The organism is Dolichospermum lemmermannii CS-548, assembly GCF_028330815.1.
GTDB lineage: Bacteria > Cyanobacteriota > Cyanobacteriia > Cyanobacteriales > Nostocaceae > Dolichospermum > Dolichospermum lemmermannii.
In genome coordinates, this window is the sequence record NZ_JAQMTJ010000099.1 from 1 (window position 1) to 20600 (window position 20600).

Annotated in this window: 19 protein-coding genes; 10 read left to right on the top strand and 9 right to left on the bottom strand. The window is 39.1% G+C overall.

All coding sequences use genetic code 11. The features are described 5' to 3' along the window. Positions 1-207: 207 nt before the first annotated feature. A complete protein-coding gene (locus PN450_RS06650) occupies positions 208-774 on the top strand; it encodes a hypothetical protein (protein WP_371735523.1) in 567 nt (188 codons plus the stop codon). A 61-nt stretch (positions 775-835) separates the two neighbouring features. Here PN450_RS06650 and PN450_RS06655 read toward each other — a convergent pair whose 3' ends face one another. Both PN450_RS06655 and PN450_RS06660 read right to left on the bottom strand, forming a co-directional pair. Further along, positions 836-1153, bottom strand: coding sequence for a helix-turn-helix domain-containing protein (locus PN450_RS06655; protein WP_015079248.1), 318 nt, complete (start codon positions 1151-1153; stop codon positions 836-838). Further along, complete coding sequence (locus PN450_RS06660) at positions 1125-1520, bottom strand: type II toxin-antitoxin system RelE/ParE family toxin (RefSeq protein WP_148762798.1); 396 nt, start codon at positions 1518-1520, stop codon at positions 1125-1127. The genes PN450_RS06655 and PN450_RS06660 overlap by 29 nt, the downstream gene beginning before the upstream one ends. Before the next feature lie 240 nt (positions 1521-1760). Between PN450_RS06660 and gpmI the strand changes: the two genes are divergently transcribed. The 3 genes from gpmI to PN450_RS06675 all read left to right on the top strand — a co-directional run bounded on the left by gpmI (position 1761) and on the right by PN450_RS06675 (position 4446). Then, positions 1761-3359 carry a 2,3-bisphosphoglycerate-independent phosphoglycerate mutase gene (gene gpmI / locus PN450_RS06665; RefSeq protein WP_271835788.1) on the top strand — a complete coding sequence of 533 codons (1599 nt, stop codon included), beginning with the start codon at positions 1761-1763 and terminating at the stop codon, positions 3357-3359. Positions 3360-3435: 76 nt separating this feature from the next. After that, positions 3436-3669 carry a preprotein translocase subunit SecG gene (gene secG / locus PN450_RS06670; protein ID WP_168502287.1) on the top strand — a complete coding sequence of 78 codons (234 nt, stop codon included), beginning with the start codon at positions 3436-3438 and terminating at the stop codon, positions 3667-3669. Between the two features lie 12 nt (positions 3670-3681). Next, a complete protein-coding gene (locus PN450_RS06675) occupies positions 3682-4446 on the top strand; it encodes a peptidase (protein ID WP_271835789.1) in 765 nt (254 codons plus the stop codon). Between the two features lie 186 nt (positions 4447-4632). Here the strand turns inward: PN450_RS06675 and PN450_RS06680 are convergent, their stop codons facing one another. The 6 genes from PN450_RS06680 to PN450_RS06705 all read right to left on the bottom strand — a co-directional run bounded on the left by PN450_RS06680 (position 4633) and on the right by PN450_RS06705 (position 12056). Continuing rightward, positions 4633-5601 (bottom strand): orange carotenoid protein N-terminal domain-containing protein, encoded by a 969-nt coding sequence (locus tag PN450_RS06680; protein ID WP_148762804.1) that lies wholly within the window; start codon positions 5599-5601, stop codon positions 4633-4635. 388 nt (positions 5602-5989) lie between these two features. Next, positions 5990-7138, bottom strand: coding sequence for a glycosyltransferase family 4 protein (locus tag PN450_RS06685; protein WP_015079240.1), 1149 nt, complete (start codon positions 7136-7138; stop codon positions 5990-5992). A 293-nt stretch (positions 7139-7431) separates the two neighbouring features. Then, entirely contained in the window at positions 7432-9051 is a 1620-nt protein-coding gene (locus PN450_RS06690; protein WP_417033737.1) for an MFS transporter, read from the bottom strand. Further along, positions 9038-9967, bottom strand: coding sequence for a DNA repair protein RecO (gene recO / locus PN450_RS06695; protein ID WP_168634152.1), 930 nt, complete (start codon positions 9965-9967; stop codon positions 9038-9040). Before recO ends, PN450_RS06690 begins: the two co-directional genes overlap by 14 nt. Positions 9968-10130: 163 nt before the next feature. Next, entirely contained in the window at positions 10131-10817 is a 687-nt protein-coding gene (deoC, locus tag PN450_RS06700; RefSeq protein ID WP_148762812.1) for a deoxyribose-phosphate aldolase, read from the bottom strand. A gap of 111 nt (positions 10818-10928) precedes the next feature. Continuing rightward, complete coding sequence (locus PN450_RS06705; protein ID WP_271835794.1) at positions 10929-12056, bottom strand: DNA cytosine methyltransferase; 1128 nt, start codon at positions 12054-12056, stop codon at positions 10929-10931. A 134-nt stretch (positions 12057-12190) separates the two neighbouring features. Between PN450_RS06705 and PN450_RS06710 the strand changes: the two genes are divergently transcribed. The 6 genes from PN450_RS06710 to PN450_RS06735 all read left to right on the top strand — a co-directional run bounded on the left by PN450_RS06710 (position 12191) and on the right by PN450_RS06735 (position 19535). After that, the gene (locus tag PN450_RS06710) at positions 12191-12595 is read left to right on the top strand and encodes a hypothetical protein (RefSeq protein ID WP_148762816.1); all 405 of its coding nucleotides are present in this window, start codon (positions 12191-12193) and stop codon (positions 12593-12595) included. A 220-nt stretch (positions 12596-12815) separates the two neighbouring features. Then, positions 12816-13313, top strand: coding sequence for a hypothetical protein (locus PN450_RS06715; protein ID WP_148762818.1), 498 nt, complete (start codon positions 12816-12818; stop codon positions 13311-13313). A gap of 309 nt (positions 13314-13622) precedes the next feature. Further along, positions 13623-15308 (top strand): potassium-transporting ATPase subunit KdpA, encoded by a 1686-nt coding sequence (kdpA, locus tag PN450_RS06720; protein WP_271835792.1) that lies wholly within the window; start codon positions 13623-13625, stop codon positions 15306-15308. Positions 15309-15406: 98 nt separating this feature from the next. Further along, the gene (gene kdpB, locus PN450_RS06725) at positions 15407-17506 is read left to right on the top strand and encodes a potassium-transporting ATPase subunit KdpB (RefSeq protein ID WP_168695315.1); all 2100 of its coding nucleotides are present in this window, start codon (positions 15407-15409) and stop codon (positions 17504-17506) included. 157 nt (positions 17507-17663) lie between these two features. Then, a complete protein-coding gene (gene kdpC / locus PN450_RS06730) occupies positions 17664-18263 on the top strand; it encodes a K(+)-transporting ATPase subunit C (RefSeq protein ID WP_015079232.1) in 600 nt (199 codons plus the stop codon). Positions 18264-18383: 120 nt separating this feature from the next. Continuing rightward, positions 18384-19535 carry an anhydro-N-acetylmuramic acid kinase gene (locus tag PN450_RS06735; RefSeq protein WP_271835793.1) on the top strand — a complete coding sequence of 384 codons (1152 nt, stop codon included), beginning with the start codon at positions 18384-18386 and terminating at the stop codon, positions 19533-19535. Between the two features lie 198 nt (positions 19536-19733). On the opposite strand, the gene PN450_RS06740 is transcribed toward PN450_RS06735, so the two are convergent. After that, complete coding sequence (locus tag PN450_RS06740; RefSeq protein ID WP_015079229.1) at positions 19734-19931, bottom strand: NblA/ycf18 family protein; 198 nt, start codon at positions 19929-19931, stop codon at positions 19734-19736. Positions 19932-20600: the final 669 nt, after the last annotated feature.

Here is a 20600-nt window from a genome sequence, read left to right on the forward strand (position 1 = left end):
GGTGTTATGAGGTACATATCTAGCGGGCAAGACTTGTACTGAGCTTGTCGATAGCGCAGCGTGGCGTTAGCCATAGTATGCCCGCACTACAAGAGTTTGATGATTCAACTTTGTACCTCATAAGAGCGGAAACCGCTGTATAAAATTGGTATAAGCTAAATATTAAAGAATCAGTCCGTAAAGAAATAAGATATAAAACTTCTATTTATGGATAATTTACCTGAAAATAAATCTAATTGCAATGCCGGTGGTGGTTTACCTGTTATCCAATACTGGATAGAAAAAACTCTGTCACCCCAAGGTTTACAATTATGGCAAACTCTCAATCATAAAAGTGCTTGTTTATCCTGTGCTTGGGGTACGGGTGGACAAAAGGGAGGGTTTGTAAATGAAGCGGGAGAATATTTACAACGTTGTGCTAAAAGTGTGGAAGCAATTGCAGCAGAATTGCAACCAGGAATTAAACAAGATTTTTTTCAAAAATATAATATTAGTGAATTACAACAACTGACTTCTCAAGAATGTGATGATTTAGGGAGACTTAGTTATCCTCTGATTCTCAAATCAGGTTCATCCCATTATCAACGCATTAGTTGGGAAGAAGTTTACCAAATTGCCACAATAGCTTTTCAACAACTACCAGAAAAAATTTACCACCAATATCTAAATAATCTACAATCCAATATTCAGGAACAGCTAATAGGAGCAATAAATTCATTAACTGTGATTAGTTTTAGGGCTGATTGTACCATTATTATTTTTTTTGCTGATTAAATAAAGATTATTCTGGCAATTAGAAACTGCAATTTCTTACTTATTTAGCAATCAGGTTAGATTAATAAATTAAACTTTCCAAACCTTTTTCCCGGACTAAATGCAATAATTTAAGAGCCGCGCCTGTAGGTCGTTTTTGCCCAATTTCCCATTTTTGAACAGTTGATGAACTGATGTTTAAAATAGCAGCAAACACAGATTGGCTGACATTGAATGATTCACGAAGTTGCTTAATTTGTTGAGGTTCTAGCGGTTCAATTGGAGGTAAACACAAGCTATCAAATTCGCGTAACGTAACTTGACTCATTACACCAGCCTTGTATAGTCCTATAGCAGTTTCGTGAACAGCCTCAAGAATTGCTGACTTTTTCTTCCTCATTACAGATTACCTCTATTAATTCATCTTTCAATTTTGCTATTTCAAGAGCCTCTGCTGTTAAAGACAGCAGTTCTGATGACAGTTTTTTCAAGGCTTCTTTTTCATCCTGATCAATATTGCTACGCTCGTTTTTTGGAAACCCAAACACAAAAAACCAACTATCTTCCTTGTTAGTAGCAACCAATGTACGGAAACCAGCCCTCTTGCCCTTTCCAGAACGGGCAATGCGTTTTTTAAATAGTCCACCTCCTAGGTCCGCGTCGTAAAGACCTGCTGCCATTTCTGCAACAGCATTACAGAGACTAGAATCATTTAACTTCTGATCTTTTGCCCAACGGTTAAACCATTGGGTTTTGTAGATTGCCATACTAGTTTTCTTTAACTAAGGTATAGCACTTGGTACTATAATAGTCAATAATCAAAACTACCTATCCAAATGGATATGCTGATTTTACACAATCTTTACTGGTAGCGACAAAAGCTGTTTTGATTGGATGAAACATGATAACCAGCAGAATATTAGAAATTAATCAGCAGAATTTAACCTCCATAGTTGGTTAGCAATGGTATCATTCGAGTATTACAAAAAGTAAAGGGCAATTTTACTATGACCAAAGCACCTGTTGCTCCTGTGGTGCTAGTCATTCTAGATGGATGGGGCTACTGTGAGGAAACGCGAGGAAACGCAATTACCGCTGCCAAAACTCCGATTATGGACAGTTTATGGGCAGTCTATCCCCACACCCTCATTCGCACATCAGGAAAAGCCGTAGGGTTGCCAGAAGGTCAAATGGGCAACTCGGAAGTTGGTCATTTGAACATTGGGGCTGGTCGAGTCGTACCCCAAGAACTGGTACGGATCTCAGATGCTGTAGAAGACGGTTCTTTAGCCGCAAACCCAGCCCTTGTCAAAATTTGCCAAGAAGTGCGTTCTGCTAATGGCAAGTTACATCTAGTGGGGCTTTGTTCTGATGGCGGGGTGCATTCCCATATTACCCATCTATTTGGACTACTTGACTTAGCAAAGGAACAGCAACTTTCACAAGTTTGTATCCACGCCATTACTGATGGCCGTGACACCAAACCCAAAGATGCTATCAACGTCATCCAGCAATTGGCAGACTATATAGATCAAGTTGGCATCGGTGAAATCGCTACTATCAGCGGTCGCTATTATGCCATGGATCGTGATAACCGTTGGGATCGAGTCCAACGCGCTTACGATGTGATGACAACAGATGGTGCTGGGAATGGACTCACTGCTGTAGAGACAGTGCAAGCAGCTTACGCTGAAAGTATTACTGATGAGTTTATTCTCCCAGTCCGTCTGCAACCAGGCGCGGTAGAATCTGGTGATGGGGTTATATTTTTCAATTTCCGCCCTGACCGGGCTAGAGAACTAACTCAAGCCTTTGTCAGCAACACTTTTAACGGTTTTGCAAGACAGCCAATTCAGCCGCTTTCCTTTGTAACTTTTACCCAGTATGATCCAGAATTACCTGTTTCTGTGGCTTTTGCGCCGCAAAATCTGAGTAATATTCTCGGTGAAGTTATCGCTAATCGTGGTTTAAAACAGTTTAGAACTGCGGAAACTGAAAAATATGCCCACGTTACCTACTTCTTTAACGGGGGACTAGAAGAACCTTGTGAGGGAGAAGACCGGGAATTAGTCAGTAGTCCCATGGTGGCAACTTATGATCAAGCCCCGGCGATGTCAGCACAAGCTGTGACAGATGTAGCGATCGCTGCCATGAGAAAGGGCATTTACTCCCTAGTCGTGATGAACTATGCTAACCCAGACATGGTAGGGCATACGGGGCAAATCCCAGCTACTATGACAGCGATTGAAGCAGTAGATAAATGTTTAGGTCGTCTGATTGATGCTATTGGTAAAGCAGGTGGTACAGCAATTATTACTGCTGATCATGGCAATGCTGAGTATATGCTAGATGAAGGCGGTCATCCGTGGACAGCGCATACTACTAACCCAGTTCCGTTAATTTTGGTAGAAGGCGAAAAAGCCAAAATACCCGGATATGGAACAAATGTGGAATTAAGAAATGATGGCAAATTAGCCGATATTGCCCCAACTATTCTGGATATTTTACAGATATCCCAACCACAAGAAATGACAGGGCAATCATTACTTAAAGCCGCAGAATATGATTTACAACTAACTCGTACTCCTGTACAAATAGGTTTGTAAAATCGTAAAATGGTAGGGGTTTAGCATTGCTAAACCCTTACGAGATTGATAACTTCTTATAACCAACATTTCTAATATGGCAATTACTAACATCATCCAAGGCATTTGGGCATTTTCCGCTCTCGGTTTGATTATTCTCGTTTTGTTACATAGTCCTAAAGGTGATGGCATTGGCGCTATTGGTGGACAAGCACAATTATTTAGTAGTACCAAAAGTGCCGAAAATACTTTAAATCGAGTTACTTGGGCATTAGTTGTGGTTTTTCTGGGTTTAACTGTGGTTTTAAGTGCTAATTGGTTGCCTAAATAATTGAAACTGAAAATGGGAAAAATTACCCAAAATCAAAACTTTTGGCGAAGATTAATAGTTCGACCGCGCTCACTACAAGTAGCAGTTCTGACTTTAGCAATAAGTACAGGACTGCTAGTTATTTTGAGTAACTTTCAAGTAAATGCTGGTGTGAGGGAACAGGAAAGAAACTTCCAATTTATCCAAAAAACTCATCCTTTACCAGCGACTCTGGCACAATGGCAAGATAAAACAAATAGTGGTGATTATTTTGATCAAATCAAATCTACGAAAGTTGGTTATTTGATTTGGTCACGTTTTCCGGTCAAGGTGAAGATAGAAACACCAACAGATATTAATGAAAAGCAGTCACAAATATGGGTGAATAGTGTTTTCCAAGCTGTTCAGGAATGGAATATTTATTTACCTTTACAGGTAGTGGAAAAATCGGCTATTGCTGATATTACAATCTCCCGAAAAGCACCGCCTTTGCAACGTGAACCTAATGGTAAAATACTGCGGGCGCGTTCGGCTTTAACTACTTATGATTTATATACTGAAAATAATATTTTATCTCACCGGTTTACAATTCTGTTGAGTCCTAGTCAAACTGGTGATTATGTCTTATCAGCAGCCCGTCATGAACTTGGCCATGCTTTGGGAATTTGGGGTCATAGTCTTCTGCAAACTGATATTATGTATTTTTCTCAAGTTCGCAAACCGCCGTTTATTTCGATTAGAGATGTGAATACTTTGAAAAAGGTTTATGAACAACCTACAAGTTTGGGGCAGAATTAAACTTAGCTCACGCAGAGACGCAGAGGCGCAAAGGTAATACCAGTTGTGCTTATGCGATAAAGATGGTTCTTCCTCGTCGGTTCTATGATAACAAATTTTCTGGTCGGTGTCAATAGCTTTCACTCTATTATTGCGAGGCTGTGAAAATAACAAATAAATTTGATTTTCGACAGCCTCTGGATTTAATTAAACTCGACGCAGATTCATGAGTTCTTGAGGAGAAGCAAGCATATCAATCGCTACGAAGAAGATTTGTCCTTCGGGATTGATTAAAAACCGCCAAGAAATATTCATACCAACTGTGACACCAAACCAAGGAGTTTGCACTACTCCTGTGATTTTCAGTTGCTTAGAACCGTCTGGTTGAACTTCACAAATACCTTGTTGTGGCATCATGTTTAGTCCTTGTGCTTCTTCGCGCATATATTTAGCGATCGCTTCCCGACCCACAATGGGTTTTTGGAATGGTGGTTGTAGCGCACCGTCGGCAGTGAATAGCGCAATAGCAGTATCAAATTTATCTGCATTCATGGCTTCAATGTAGCCTAAGACAGCGGGTTCTGTAATGCCGTCAATTTTCACCGAGGAAATAACTGGGGTTGTGCGTTGGAAAGCAGGTTCTGTAGCTGCTTTGGGATAACTACTAGGACCAAGTTCAGAAGTATCAAATCCCATATCTACTACAGTATTCCGTAATACTGTAATTTGCTGACCTTGATCAAGTTTTTGTGTGGCTTCTAATACAAATTTTACACCAGGAGACATTTGATAACCAACGGGGACAGGAGTGATGATTCCCTGTTTCATCAATTCTCCTAACTCGTACCAGAAAGCGAGTTTGGTGTTGACGCTAAAGAAACCATAGGAACGGCTAATAGGAGTATCAGCACGACTGGCTAAATCCCGCATTACTTTGGTTTGCTCTTCACGAGACATTTGCTTAATTTGGGTCAGCAAACTTTCAGCTAGTTGCAAGCGTGCTACTCCAGGTGCGGCAGGAGTAATGGTCTTACCCATTTCGGTGTAAGCATACCAAAGATATGCTAATTGATCATCAACGTTAAGTTGATCGAACAATGCTATAGTTGCGGGAATAGGGCTAGGAAGTTGAGTATTAGAAAAAATAGTTTGAGCGGACTGGATAGTTAAAGCCACAATCGGAATCTCCAAGATTATGTGTTAATTAGTCGCTATGAAGACATCAGCTAAAAATGTTTATGATGAACTTATGTCTTATGTAAAGTAATGTAATAAAAATCTTAATTTTTGTAAAGAATAGAAATTGCGAATTGACAAAATGGATTAAATATGGTAGGTTGGCGTTGAAAATTGTCGTCATAGCACTAGGCTTGAGGCAATACTTCGACTTCGCTCAGTAACCAGAGGCAAGAGTAAAGAAGTTTTCAGCGATTTTACATTTCTTTACACAGTTTGGTTTTATTGTGTTCACCTACTTATTCAATTCTGAATAAATAGACAATAAAAATCTTCCTCATCCAGAAATAGAGAGAAAGATTTATTGGTTATAGCTGTTGAAAATACGCTAAATACCCCAACTCAGTGTTAAAGGTCGCTGTGCAAGAACTTGGCTATAAAGCTCTTCTAATTGGGTGATGTTATCATTCAGGGTATAGCGTTCTAATACTCGCTTTCTGGCTTTTTCTCCCAACAATGTGGTTAACTCTGGATGATCTTGAAATAGTGGTAAGAGGGTTTTTAACTGCGATCGCACACTGCTTGTATTAATTGCCACACCCGCACCCTTTTCTAAAACTTCTCCATCTGCACCAACATCAGTAGCCAAACAAGCTAAACCACAGGACATTGCCTCTAATAGAGACAAGGATAAACCCTCTACCAAAGAAGGTAAAATAAATACATCAGAACCCCGTAAAATTTCGATGCGGCGATCTTCATCAGCGATGAAACCTAACCAGATGATGCCATATTCTCGTCCATAAAATGATTCTAGAGAAGGCTTTAATGGACCATCACCCACAATCAATAATTTGGTATTAACGCCCATATGTGATTGTTTCCAAGCACGTAAGAGAGATTCAACGTTTTTCTCTTGAGCGATTCTCCCTTGATAAACAAACAAACGTTCAGCGCCAAATTCAGCTTTCACATGAGAAACACCGGGAGAATACTTAACAGGATCTACACCATTAGGTATAACAGCAATCTTTTTTTCCCTCACACCCATACCTGATAACAATTCCCGCTGAATTTGGGAAAAGATAATTACCCGATCATAATGATCCAAAAAAGGAGCGTAAAGTTGATAAGCTAAAAGTTGGGTACTCGATAATAATTTTGCCCCCTTACCTGCAAATGGAGTGTGGAAAGTGGCAATTAGGGGCAAATTTAATTCTTCGCAAATTTCTGGTAGAACAAAATCTAAAGTTGATAAAGTCAGAGAAGCGTGAACTATATCCGGCTTAATTTCCCGCAAAGAATCTTTCAAAACCTTAGTTGCTTTGAAAGAGGGAATTGTATAAACCTGGGACTTGTAAATAAATGGCAAAGGAACTTCCTGAAAATTAGGCCAATTGTCAGTTGTCGCTTCTTCTTGGGCAAAGTGTAGAAAACTAACCTCATGTCCCCTGTCTAGGAGTCCGTTGGTAATTTCTCGACTGTAGGTGACGTTACCGCAAAAGGGTGTTTTTTTTCCAATCCAAGCTATACGCATTCTTAGGTTATCTATAAAAAAAGCGAGGGTAAAATATACTGTTTTTATTATGAAGTTGTTATAGCTGAATTTTTGATATTCACAAAAACTCAGATATCTCTAACTTTTAAACCTAAATAATCTTGGTAATTAAAAAGTCAATAAATGGCTTTATTGATGATGCTCATAATTTATAAATCTTTTAACTTGATTACAAATTAATATGCTGATTATTTAGTTGATTCCCAGCAAGTATTTTGGAGCTTGCTGGATTAAGTTTAGCACAAAACCCAACAGTTTGATGCAGTTTTTGGCTATTTGCCATCTGAGGATTCACCAGAATTATACCAGGTAAACAGACCGCCAATTAAGACAATGGCAGCTAAGGTAAAAAATACTGCTTTTAAGCCGATAAAAGTTTCCGCTACACCAGCTAAAGCCAGAGGTAGAGAAAGGGCAATATTAATCACATTATTTTGCAGCCCAAATACCTTACCTCGCATATCTGGGGGTGTTTCGGTTTGGATTGCAGTTTGCATGGGGATACCCACCAAAGCCCCAAATACTCCCACTAGGGCAATGAAGAGCAGCACAGGCAAGAGTTGGGTTGTAAACAATGATAAACCAATTAAAGATGCTGCCATACCTAGACAACCCCAAAAACTCAGTTGTTTATAGGAAAAGCGTTGTCCAAATTGTCCGAGAATTGTCGCCCCAAGCGCCACACCCACACCAGCAGATGCTAATAGAAAGCCGAATTGAGAGGCTTTCATATTGGGAATAATTTCTGCCATGCGAACTGCAAGCACAGTCAGGGCTGCAAAGACAGAAAATAAGATAATTAGTTGTAATAAAGCATTGCGGATACGATGATTTGCTTGGAGATAACGTAACCCGTCGCGCAAGTCCGAGAAAACATGGGGAAATTCTGTTTCTGGGGGATGAGGTTTTTCGTTAGTTTGGAGTAAGAATAATATTAACCCAGCGATCGCATAACTGCCACCCACCAGAATTTCCTTACCCAATCCCCCACTACCACCTAATTGCATCCACAGTCCATCTGCTAAGGCTAAAACTGGTTCTCCTACGGCAAAACCGACAATTACCGAAGCCATCATTGTCGTAGTGTAGAGAGAATTAGCCGAAAGCAAATCCTGTTCTTTCACTATTAAAGGAATAGCCGATTGTTCTGCCGGTGCGAAAAATTGTGTTAAGGTAGAAACCAAAAAAGTCACACCTAAAATAATCAAAAAACCCACGGGTAAAACTCCCACAGGCTGCCAATCATGGGTTAACCATAACAGCGAAGGAATGAGCAATACCAGAATCCCGCGCCAAATATTTGATGCTACCAAAACAACTTTTTTTGACCAACGATCTACAAAAACTCCAGCTACAGAACCAAATAATACGGCGGGAATAGTAAACGCCATCATTAAAGCGGAAACCCAACCACTAATACTTTGATCACTAGCTTGAAACTGACTATTAATCAAAGCAATCATCAATACTAAATAAACCTTATCAGCTAATTGACAGAAAACTTGACCTGCCCAAAGAGCGAGAAAATTCGGATTTTTCAATACAGGTAAAAAACCCACCTGTTGATTATTTTCCGAATCTGCACCTCCCGAACCAGCATCTATTAATGGTAGTGTTTCCGGTGTTAATTCCGTTGTAGTTGGGACATTTTCTGGAACACCATTAATTTTGCCATTTGTCTGCGGAATTTTTGATGGTTTGGGGATATCAGTCAAGGGAATTTCTAATGTGCAATTCCCATTTTCAGAAACATCCTTGAGTGACATTTCTGGACTATGAATATGACTAACTTTAGGGGAAGAAGCAACATTATGATCTGATGCTTTATGCTTTTTTTTAGCGTCGCTAGGTGAGTGAGTTCGGCCTTTTTTATCTAAATCAGACGATTGCATCATGGTTGGTGGCAAAATAGGAGTCAATCAAAGTGGCAGAGCGAATAGGTTGTCCTAAATGATACTGGACATACTGGCGCAAAATTTGCTCAACAGCTAACCATCCAGAATCTGAAGCTGCATCTATTTGTATTATCTCTGTTTCCGACAGATATTGAAGCATAACCAGTTGTTTCCCATTCAAGCGACGAGAAATAATTGGTAACTCCTGCTGATGAAAAACTGTTTCATAGCTAGGGTTAGAGGCACAGGATTGGGGATTGGGAACACTTTTCTGTGTTGTTTCCTGCATTTCCCTATTTTCCCGGTTTTCCTGCTCTATTTCTGTTCGCAGGCTTTTCCAAGCATCTAAACAAATTATCCCACCAGAAGGAATACTAAATCCCACTTGCCAATGGGGATTTGTCCAGTCTGGAGTTAAAAGCCGTTGGGTTAAGCAACAGGATTCTACTTGTGGTGTCAGTCCTGCTAAGGCTAAAAGCTGAAATACACCTTGGACTAAATGGGCAACTACACATTTTATTTCAGTTTTGGGTATATCATTTAGGCGTTGAAGATGTTCATTAAATAACTCATAAAGTTCTGTTTGGGGTAGTTCGCTTAACGCTTGACATAAGACTATTTCCGCTAAATATTGACTAGCAGCTAATTTACCTAAATCTTTAGATAAACCGGGATAAGTTTTTATAGTTTCAGCTTGAGTAATTCTATCGAGATTTCTACCTTGGGAAATTAGTAATTCATTGATGACAAACATCCCCATTCTCCCCCCCAAGCTGGAGTTTTGTTTCCGCGCTCCCGTAGCAACTGCCCGAATTAACCCAAATTCTTGAGTTAGAATTGTGACTATTTTATCTGATTCCCCCAGTGGTTGCGCTTTGAGATTAATACCAGTTGCTTTATAGGTTTTACTCATTTTTAATCCGTTGTCAGTTGTTAGTGGTCAGTTGTCAGTGGCAAAATAGACAGATCTGAAAATTAAATATACGTTTCTCAGAACCCTTGTAGAGTAGAGACGTTCCATGGAACGTCTCTACATTCTTTTCCAACAGGTGTCTAAACTGACAAAGAACAACTGACTACTCACTCTTTTCTTTTTCTGGGTTATGGCGTTGACGAAGTAAATCCACACCGCGAGATGTACCTAATCTAGTCGCACCAGCCATAATTAAATCTAAGGCATCGTTGTGAGTGCGAATGCCTCCTGATGCTTTGATGCCTACCCTATCTTTTGCTATTTCTTTCAAAAGCTTAACATCTGCTACAGTTGCGCCACCATTCCAACCTGTACTGGTTTTTAAGAATGCAGCACCAGCATCCATAGCTAGTTCCGCAGCGATTTGTTTCTCTGTATCCGTCAGAAGGCTAGTTTCTAAAATTACCTTGACAGGTTGTCCGGCTTCTTCGCAAATTGTGGCAATTTCCCAGTGAACTTCCTCGGTTTTTCCGGCTTTTAACCAGCCTATGTTAATGACTACATCTAACTCAGTAGCGCCATTGTCTACGGCTTCTTTGGCTTCATATAACTTCACGCCTGAAGTATTCGCACCATTGGGAAAACCAATGACTGTACAAACTTGAGGATTTTTTTTATACAGTAGCTCTGCTACTTGCTTGACATAACAGGGATTCACACATACCGCTGCAAAGTTATATCTATATGCCTCGTCGCACCATTGACTAATCTGCTCTGGGGTGGCAATTGGTAATAGCAGAGAGTGGTCAATAAATGGCGCAATATCAATGTTGGGATAGTCTGCTGCCATCGTTTTTGCTTTTGGTGTAGAGTTTATTAAACTTGATGAAAATTAAAGTATTTCTTATATATTAAACCACAATACCCCCAGATCCCCGACTTCTTTGAGAAGTCGGGGATATTAATCTTGCGAACCAGTGTTTAAAAAGTCAAGAATAGTTTGCGCTAAGGCTTTTGAGGCTAAGTATGGAACACCATTTCCAACGGTTTTAAACATATTCGTAAGTGACATATTTTCTGGAAGTGAAAAATCTTCAGGTAAGGATTGAATTGCTAAAGCTTCGGCTACAGAAATACGTCTAATTTTGTAAGGATGTAAATGGACTTCATTATTACCATAACAAGCTGTGGGAGAATAACGCCACCGGTGCAGACGTTTAAAAGATTTTTTAGAATCATCTCCTTCTTCAATAGTAGCAAATTTAATTTTACCTGCTCGTGGTTGAAAATGATGTTTAGCATTAGGATGATTAAGAACGTTATTTTTTCTAAACCAATATTCAACAGTGAGTTGGTGAGGAATATTTTCAGGACAAGGAATTATGGAATCTTCTTGAAATGGTTCGCACTTATTCCAAGGATAAGTAAATACTTGATCTTGAGGATATAAAATATATTTTTCCCAAGGAAAGATAAATTCATCTTTGATTTTCATGTCTTTGAGAAAATTATCTTTAAGGCCTATTAAAATAATTCTCTCTCTATCTTGGGGTACACCATATTCAATGGAATTAATTAACCGTTCTGTTAAGATATAACCTGCTTGTTGTAATTTGATTTTTAGTTCTTCAAAAAATAAACGGTGTTTTGTGGTTCTCCACAAACCTTTAACATTTTCAAATAAAAAGAAATCTGGTAAGTTTTGACAAATTAATTCAATATAAGCAGATGATAGTTTACCATTATCGCCTAAATGTCCTTTGTTTTTGCCACCAACCGAAAAATCAGGACAGGGTGGACCACCAATAAAGCCTATTATATTATTTGATTTACGGGAATCTTTGACTAATTCATTTAATCGTTGTGCTGGTGTTCCTACTATTAATTTGCTTACGTCTGCGGCTTCACCTTCATGATATCCATATTCAGGTTGGGGGAGGTTGAGTTTTTCCCGTGAATAGCGATATGCGGACATGAATGGAGGGAAGATTTCGTTGATATAAGTGATGTTATAGCCTGTATTTTCAAAGCCTAAATCGAGGAAACCTGAACCGGAGAAAAAGGAGAAGATAGAGGGATGATTGATCATTAAAAACTTTTGCAATCTTTTTATTTGTTCGGTAATCCGTACACTAGGACTTGTTGCGATTGTATATGAGCATTCGCTAAATTAGCACTTAGGAATTCAATAGTGATCAACAGTTAACAATTAGGAAGTTATTTATGAGCATTTATAGTTCTAATACTATTCGTTGGACTAATGGACCGTATGCAAATAAGGAACAAGTAGAAAAAAGTATAAGCAATTTAAATAATATATCTGTTTGGTGGAAAAATCAAAAGAACCAAAAATTTAATCTTTACCATATTCTAGAATACGAACCAGTGTTTAATAGATATACTTTACAAGTAATTTGGCAGCCTGTAAAGCATGAAAAATTGGGAGAAACTATAATTTCAACACCAAATTTAGAAACAAAGGATAATTTAATATTACTTTCGTATAGTAATCAGCACAATAATACTAAATCAATCGAGACTTATTCTATCGATTTAGATATTGACAGAAATAACCTTTTTGTATGGTTTGGAAATCCACAACAAGTAATTATTTTTGAAAAAAGTTAAATTATTAACTTTCATATAAGTCCGACAGGGAATTAATTCCCTGTCTAATAGCTAAAGTCTACTAAAGTAGACTAAAGATTTATTTTCAGTCCACTTGAGTGGACTTTGGCTATTAGCCTGCGATTTTAATCGTAGGCGGTTTAGTTACGTAGTGAAAAATTTGAATCTTGCCATTAATCAATATATTCTATATTGTGTAATCATCTGAATCATAAACAAAATGTATAAACTACAAAGAATATTCAGCGGATTTATATTATTATCGGTACAAGTAGTATCTGGGATAATTAATTCAATTCTTGATATTAAATACTTTTACCAAAAACGTGTAGCACTGGCAAAATATCAGGAAATTCTCGACTATGTTAAAACTCAAAATCTCCCCTTAGATACTAGCGAAGTCTTGAAATTACCTGATCATCTAGTAAATATCAGTCATGATGGGTTAGTTCAAGTCCTGCATACATCAGATGATACCTACTGCGTGGCAATCATGATTAAATATACCCCAGGTGCGACACAAAGAGTTCAAGGTATATTTGCCTGTGATTTCCCCTTAACTCCCAGATATTTGACGAAAATTCCTGATATTTGTCACCGGATTAATATGTTAGGAGAATACCAAAAGCCATACAAAGTAGCTTGGGCGTTTACAAATCTTGAAGTTGACAAGCAATATAATGATTGTTTATTTGCAGTTCATTGTCATTTGAACTAATTAGCCTATAATTCAGAAGCATATATTTACCCTGACTAAATTTATATCTAAAAATATACCAATCACTAGATGATTTATACTTAGACAGACTTAACGATAATTTAAAGCATATTTTTAGGGAATGGTGAACTATAATCTGATGTGCAGTTAAATAAATTAAAAATATACTGCATAAAATATTTAGTTAAACTCAGATCAAACAATACTATATTGATTGCGGTGGGATGAAAAATTCAATTTACTACTAATTTAGGCCTGATTGTTGAGTATTAACTGGCTATAACTTGAGTTGAATAGAGTGCAAACTACATGAGTCAAGGTTTTTTACAAATTGCTTTAACGCTGTGTATTGTCGTATTCATTACGCCCATACTAGGAAAATACATAGCCCGCGTTTTCTTGGGAGAAAGGACAATCCTTGATCCTGTTATGAAGCCAATAGAGGCAATAATTTATATTTTAGGGGGTGTGGGTAAAAAAAATGATATGACGGGTTGGCAGTATATCCGCGCCTTACTATGTAGCAATTTAGTAATGGGTGTGGTAGTTTATGCTCTTCTCTATTATCAGAAATTTCTGCCCTGGAATCCCAATGAACTGGGACGAATGAGATGGGATTTATTACTACATACCACAATTTCCTTCCTCACCAATACCGACCAACAACATTACGCCACAGAAAATACCTTTAGTTATTTTAGCCAAACATCGGCTTTAGGTTTTTTGATGTTTACGTCTGCGGCTAGTGGTTTAGTAGTGGGAATTGCCTTTATCCGCGGGTTGACGGGGAGAAAACTGGGGAATTTTTATGTAGATTTTACCCAGGCTATCACTAGGATATTATTACCTTTATCTATTGTGGGGGCGATCGCTCTAATTATCTGCGGTGTACCCCAAACCTTAGCCAAAACCCTAGTAGTAGAAACCTTAGAAGGCAGAATTCAGTATATAGCTAGAGGTCCAGTGGCATCATGGGAAATGATTAAAATGCTAGGTGAAAATGGCGGCGGATTTTTTGCAGCTAACTCCGCGCACCCGTTTGAAAATCCCAATGGCGCTTCTAACTTAATCGAAATCATCGCCATGTTGGCCATTCCCACCTCCCTAATTTACACCTACGGAATATTTGCCAACAACCTCAAACAAGCCTGGCTACTATATTGGATGGTGTTTATCATCTTTGTCGTTCTCATTGGCGTTACAGCCACAGGAGAATTAGAAGGAAATCCTCTGATTAATAATGCTTTGAGATTAGAATTACCCAATCTAGAAGGCAAAGAAGTCCGATTTGACTGGGCGCAAACCGCATTATGGGCAATTACAACTACCGCCACCATGTGCGGTGCTGTCAACGGAATGCACGATTCCCTTATGCCTAATGGCACATTTTCCACCTTATTCAACCTATTTTTACAAATAATTTGGGGAGGACAGGGAATAGGAACGGCTTATCTCTTCATTTACCTGATTCTCACCGTCTTTATCACTGGGTTAATGGTAGGGCGCACCCCGGAAATTTTTGGCCGCAAAATTGAAAAACGAGAAATTGTCCTGGCTAGTGTAGTGTTGTTAATTCACCCGATGATGGTTTTAATTCCCAGTGCTGTAGCTTTAGCTTATCCTATATCTTTGTCAGGAATTAGTAACCCAGGTTTTCATGGGATTTCCCAAGTAGTTTATGAATACGCCTCAGCCGCAGCTAATAATGGTTCTGGCTTAGAGGGATTAAATGACGGGACGTTATGGTGGAATTTAAGTACAACTGTCAGCATTTTTGCCGGACGTTATCTACCAATTATTGCCCTGCTCCTTTTAGCTGATAGTATGTCTGAAAAACAAGTAGTCTGTGAAAGCCGGGGAACTTTGAAAACTGATTCTTTGCTATTCACTGGGATTACCGCAGGTGTCACCCTAATTTTAGGAATCCTGACATTTTTCCCAGTTTTAGCTTTAGGACCAATCGCCGAAGGTTTTAAACTCGCTGCTGGTAGTTAGCAGTAGGAAAGGAGGAGAGGAATTTTCTTCTTCTTCTTTCTTTATCCTGACTCGGTGACTCCTGACTCGGTGACTCCTGCTATATCAATTATCAATATATGAACTCAAACGGAAATAACTCTAATTCTAAAACACCCCGTCCTCGTTATCGCCGTAAGAAACTCAGGAAAACGCGAGTAACTAACAAAGGACTGTATTTTCGGGCAATAGGCGATGCTTTTAGGAAACTGTATCCCCAATATGCCATTAAAAATCCGGTAATGTTTTTGGTATGGATAGGAACAATTATTACTCTCTTCCTAACCATTTATCCCGAATTATTTGGACCAACAAATCAAAAAAATCCCTATCTGTTTAATGGGCTGTTAACAGGAATTTTATTTTTCACAGTTCTATTTAGCAACTTTGCTGAAGCCGTAGCGGAGGGACGAGGTAAAGCCCAAGCTGACACTTTACGTTCCACCCAGTCAGCCACCAGCGCCAAAACTATCAGCGTTAACGGCACAATTACAGAAGTTCCCTCTGGCAGTTTGAAACAGGGCGATACTATATACGTCGTTTCCGGTGATATTATTCCCGCAGACGGTGAAGTAATCATGGGTGTCGCGTCTGTGGATGAATCAGCGATTACAGGCGAATCTGCCCCAGTTCTCAAAGAATTTGGTTCAGATGTTGCCAGTTCAGTTACAGGTGGTACACGCATCCTTTCCGATGAGTTGATTATTCGCGTCACGGCTGAACCAGGTAAAGGCTTTATTGACCGGATGATTGCCTTAGTGGAAGGAGCAGAACGCACTAAAACACCCAATGAAATTGCTTTAACAGTATTATTAGCGGTTCTGAGTTTAGTATTTTTATTCGTAGTAGCAACCCTGCCCGCCTTTGCCTACTATGTGAATAGTCCTGTTAGTGTGCCGGTTCTCATTGCTCTCCTGGTAGCACTTATACCCACAACAATCGGCGGTTTGCTGAGTACCATCGGCATTGCCGGGATGGATAGAGTGGCACAATTTAACGTCATTGCCACTTCTGGCAGGGCAATAGAAGCCTGTGGAGACATCAATACTCTCGTTCTTGACAAAACCGGGACAATCACCCTTGGCAATCGTTTAGCAGAAGAGTTTATCCCTATCAATGGCTATTCAATGGCGGAAATTGCTAATGTGGCTTTGGCAGCTAGTATCTTTGACGATACTCCCGAAGGTAAATCTATTGTCCGACTGGCAGAAAAGTTAGGTGCAAATTTTGATTTAGACCGCAAACAAGCCCAGGGGATAGAATTTTCGGCAAAAACCCGCATGAGTGGCACTAATTTACCTGGTGGTAGGGAAGTGCGGAAGGGCGCAGTAGGAGCAATTAAAGGCTTTGTCCTCTCTCGTCATGGACAGGATACCCCGGAATTAGATGTTGCTTATGAACAAGTTTCTCATCAAGGCGGTACACCTTTAGCCGTATGTCTCGATAATGAAATTTACGGTGTTATCTATCTCAAAGATATTGTGAAACCTGGTATCCGCGAACGATTTGACCAACTCCGACGCATGGGAGTCAGGACAATCATGCTCACGGGAGATAACCGAATTACTGCTTCTGTGATTGCTAAGGAAGCTGGAGTAGATGAATTTATTGCTGAAGCGACACCAGAAGATAAAATCAGTGTGATTCAACGGGAACAGGCTGAGGGTAAAATTGTAGCGATGACGGGGGATGGAACTAATGATGCTCCAGCTTTGGCACAGGCTAATGTAGGTGTGGCGATGAATACGGGAACGCAAGCAGCTAAGGAAGCGGCTAATATGGTGGATTTAGATTCTGATCCCACCAAATTAATTGATATTGTGAGTATTGGTAAGCAATTGTTAATTACTCGTGGGGCATTGACAACGTTTTCTATTGCTAATGATATTGCTAAATATTTTGCGATTATTCCGGTACTTTTCACTGCTGCTAATTTAGAAAGCTTGAATATTATGAAGTTGAGTAGCGTTAATTCGGCTATTCTTTCGGCATTGATTTACAATGCTTTAATTATTCCGGCTTTGATTCCTCTAGCATTAAAAGGTATTCAGTTTCGACCTTTGACTGCTAATCAACTTCTGCAACGGAATATTTTGATTTATGGCTTAGGTGGGGTAATTGCTCCATTTATTGCGATTAAATTCATAGATATGATGATTACGTTTGTGGGTTTAGCGTAAACAATTAAATCAATAGGTAATTTTGGTAATTCTTGCCTTTTGCCTTTTGCCTTGCTATAACGACAATTTTTAACGCCAACCTACTTAAATGTTGTTTTACATAAAGGGAACGGTAGAGCCATAATTCACAAATTAAAATAAAATTCAAGATTAAATTATGTCTATTATTCGAGAAATTATCAAAGCAGTGAGAATAACTTTAGTAATGTGGTTATTAACCGCAATTATATATCCTCTTTTTGTGTTGTTAGTAGGTCAGTCAATTTTCCCAGTTTCAGCTAATGGTAGCATGATGTTAAATGTCAGAGATCAACCTATTGGTTCAAGTTTGATTAGTCAAGGATTTACATCAGACCGTTATTTTCATGGTCGTCCGAGTGCTGTTAAATATAGCCAAGGTAGAAAAGCTCAACCGACTGGTATCTCTGGAGGCAGTAATCTTGCTCCGACCAATCCAGCACTCAAGGAACGGATTCTCAAGCAAGCAGAAGAATTTCAGAATGAGAATAAACAACCTGTGGCCGATTTGATTTATACATCAGGTTCTGGTTTAGATCCCCATATTTCTTTGAAAGCAGCACGACAACAGATAGAAAGGGTAGCACAAGCGCGGGGGATTAGGGAGGATGACATCATTCCGTTAATTAGTAAGTATATTGATGGGAGATTTTTAGGCGTTTTTGGGGAACCAGGGGTAAATATTTTACGCTTAAATTATGCTCTGGATTTGCAAGATATGAATCGTCAGCAAAATTAGTTAGTTATACTTTATAAGGTCATAACTTGCGTTTTTAGATCCATATACCCCTTTTTGTTTTGACATGGGTAATGGGATCAATTACACTACGATCGCAAATCCATAAGAGTGTTTGAGTCAATGCAACGGACTCGCGTAATTGGTTTAATGAGTGGTACGTCTGTAGATGGGATAGATACCGCTTTAGTCGAAATTTCTGGCAGAGAGTTGGATCTGAAGGTGAAATTACTCGCTGGGGAAACATATCCCTACCCCCCGCAACTCAGAGAACATATTTTAGAGCTTGGGGCTGGTACTGCTGTATCCATAGCCGAATTAGCAGCAATAGATGATGCCATCGCTCGGAATTTTGCTGAAGCTGCTCAACATATTCAAATTGGTCATCAAGGAGCTACCTTGATTGGTTCTCATGGTCAAACTGTTTATCATCGTCCACCCCAGGGATTAGGAGAACTAGGTTATAGTTGCCAACTAGGTCGGGGGGCGTTGATAGCCCATCTCACTGGTATTAATACTATAAGTAATTTCCGAACGGCAGATATAGCTGCTTATGGTCATGGTGCGCCCCTTGTTCCGAAAATAGATGCCTATTTACTCAGTCATCCCCAGGAAGAACGTTGTATCCAAAATATTGGTGGTATTGGTAATGTCACTTATCTCCCCGCCCGTAATGATGATTGGTTGTCGCAAATTCGCGGTTGGGATACAGGCCCAGGTAATAGCCTATTGGATTTAGCTGTGCAACATTTTACAAATGGGGCTAAAAGCTATGATGAAAATGGTGATTGGGCAGCTAGTGGTACACCCTGTTACCCCTTAGTAGAACAATGGCTCAGTCACGAATATTTCCATTTACCACCGCCTAAATCTACTGGACGGGAGTTGTTTGGTGTCACTTACTTGTATGATTGTTTAGAGAATGCCCAAGCCTACCAACTCAATTCCGCAGACTTTTTAGCAACCATTACAGAATTGACAGCAGCTTCTATTGTTTATAGTTATGACACTTTTCTCCCCAGAAGACCACATCGGGTATTATTATGTGGTGGTGGTAGTCGCAATATTTACTTAAAAAATCGGCTAGAGTTACTGTTAGGGAATGTTCCAGTTTCAACTACAGATGAGTTTGGCTTAAGTGCGGCTTTTAAAGAAGCGATCGCCTTTGCCATTTTAGCATACTGGCGGAACATCGGTATTCCTGGTAATTTACCCGCCGTTACAGGAGCATCTCAAGAAATGCTTTTAGGGGAAATTCACGGTAAATATAGCTAATTAACCCTAAATTTGCCACACTTCCTCTTAAAATAAGTAGGTTAGCATTGAAAATCGTCGTTATGGCACTAGGCAAGAGGCAAGAGGCAAGAGGCAAGAGTGGGGAAGTTAGAAGGAAGTTAGAAGAAAATCAACATCCCCAGCTTTTTTCCTATTGAGAAATGAGTCCCGGAGACAGAGTTAATAGTAATTGACACTCTATGCCATATTCGCACCTGAGTCTAGACCCCAGCTATGTTTAAGCATTTCTTGATAAGTTGCTTCACGCACAACCATCTGCTCATAAAGCTTGACTAAAAAATCTTGAGCTTGTTCGTGGCTCATGTGTTGGACTTGTGTGGCAAAGGAGCGAATGCTAAATTGCTGTTCCAAAGATAGTTCAGTTCCTTGATTCATAATCAACTCCAAAACAAACAACGTGTAAAATCGAAATTGATCACAGAATTGAAAACTTGGAAGTTAGCGGTTAAATAAAAGTAAAATCGGCTTTTGCTGATTACTTAAATTCTTTACTTCCTTTGATTGCAATCTGCTTAATTACGTAAAATTCCTAATAAGCAATTCCTGGGCTAGATTTTGCCTGACATTTATTTCTCTATATTAAGAAAGATAACAAGTGTTTGACAATTTGCCCATCTTTTTGAATTTATTTTTCTGAGGTATGAATTGGTAACGAATCTACTGGTATAGGAATCAACTCCACTGAAAGTGGGTTTGTCCAAATTGGCATAGTTTAATTTTGGTGAAGATTCTTTAAGTAGCAGTAGTTATGGAATGAGAAATCGAGAGGAAGACCAGTTTGATACTTGGTTTTTATCTAGATCCTCTGATTGATTAACCCTTTATTTGCTGTTTATTTAAGACACACTACAAAGTAGGATATGTCAATTGTGGAAATTATAGAAATTTAAGCTCCTGTGGTAATTTCTGGAGATTAAAAATATTTTTATCAAATTGTTAATATAAAAAATGCTCAATTTGAACAAATCGTTAAGTATATTTACTTTTTTTAGGGAACAGGGAACAGGGAACAGGGAACAGGGAACAGGGAACAGGGAACAGGGA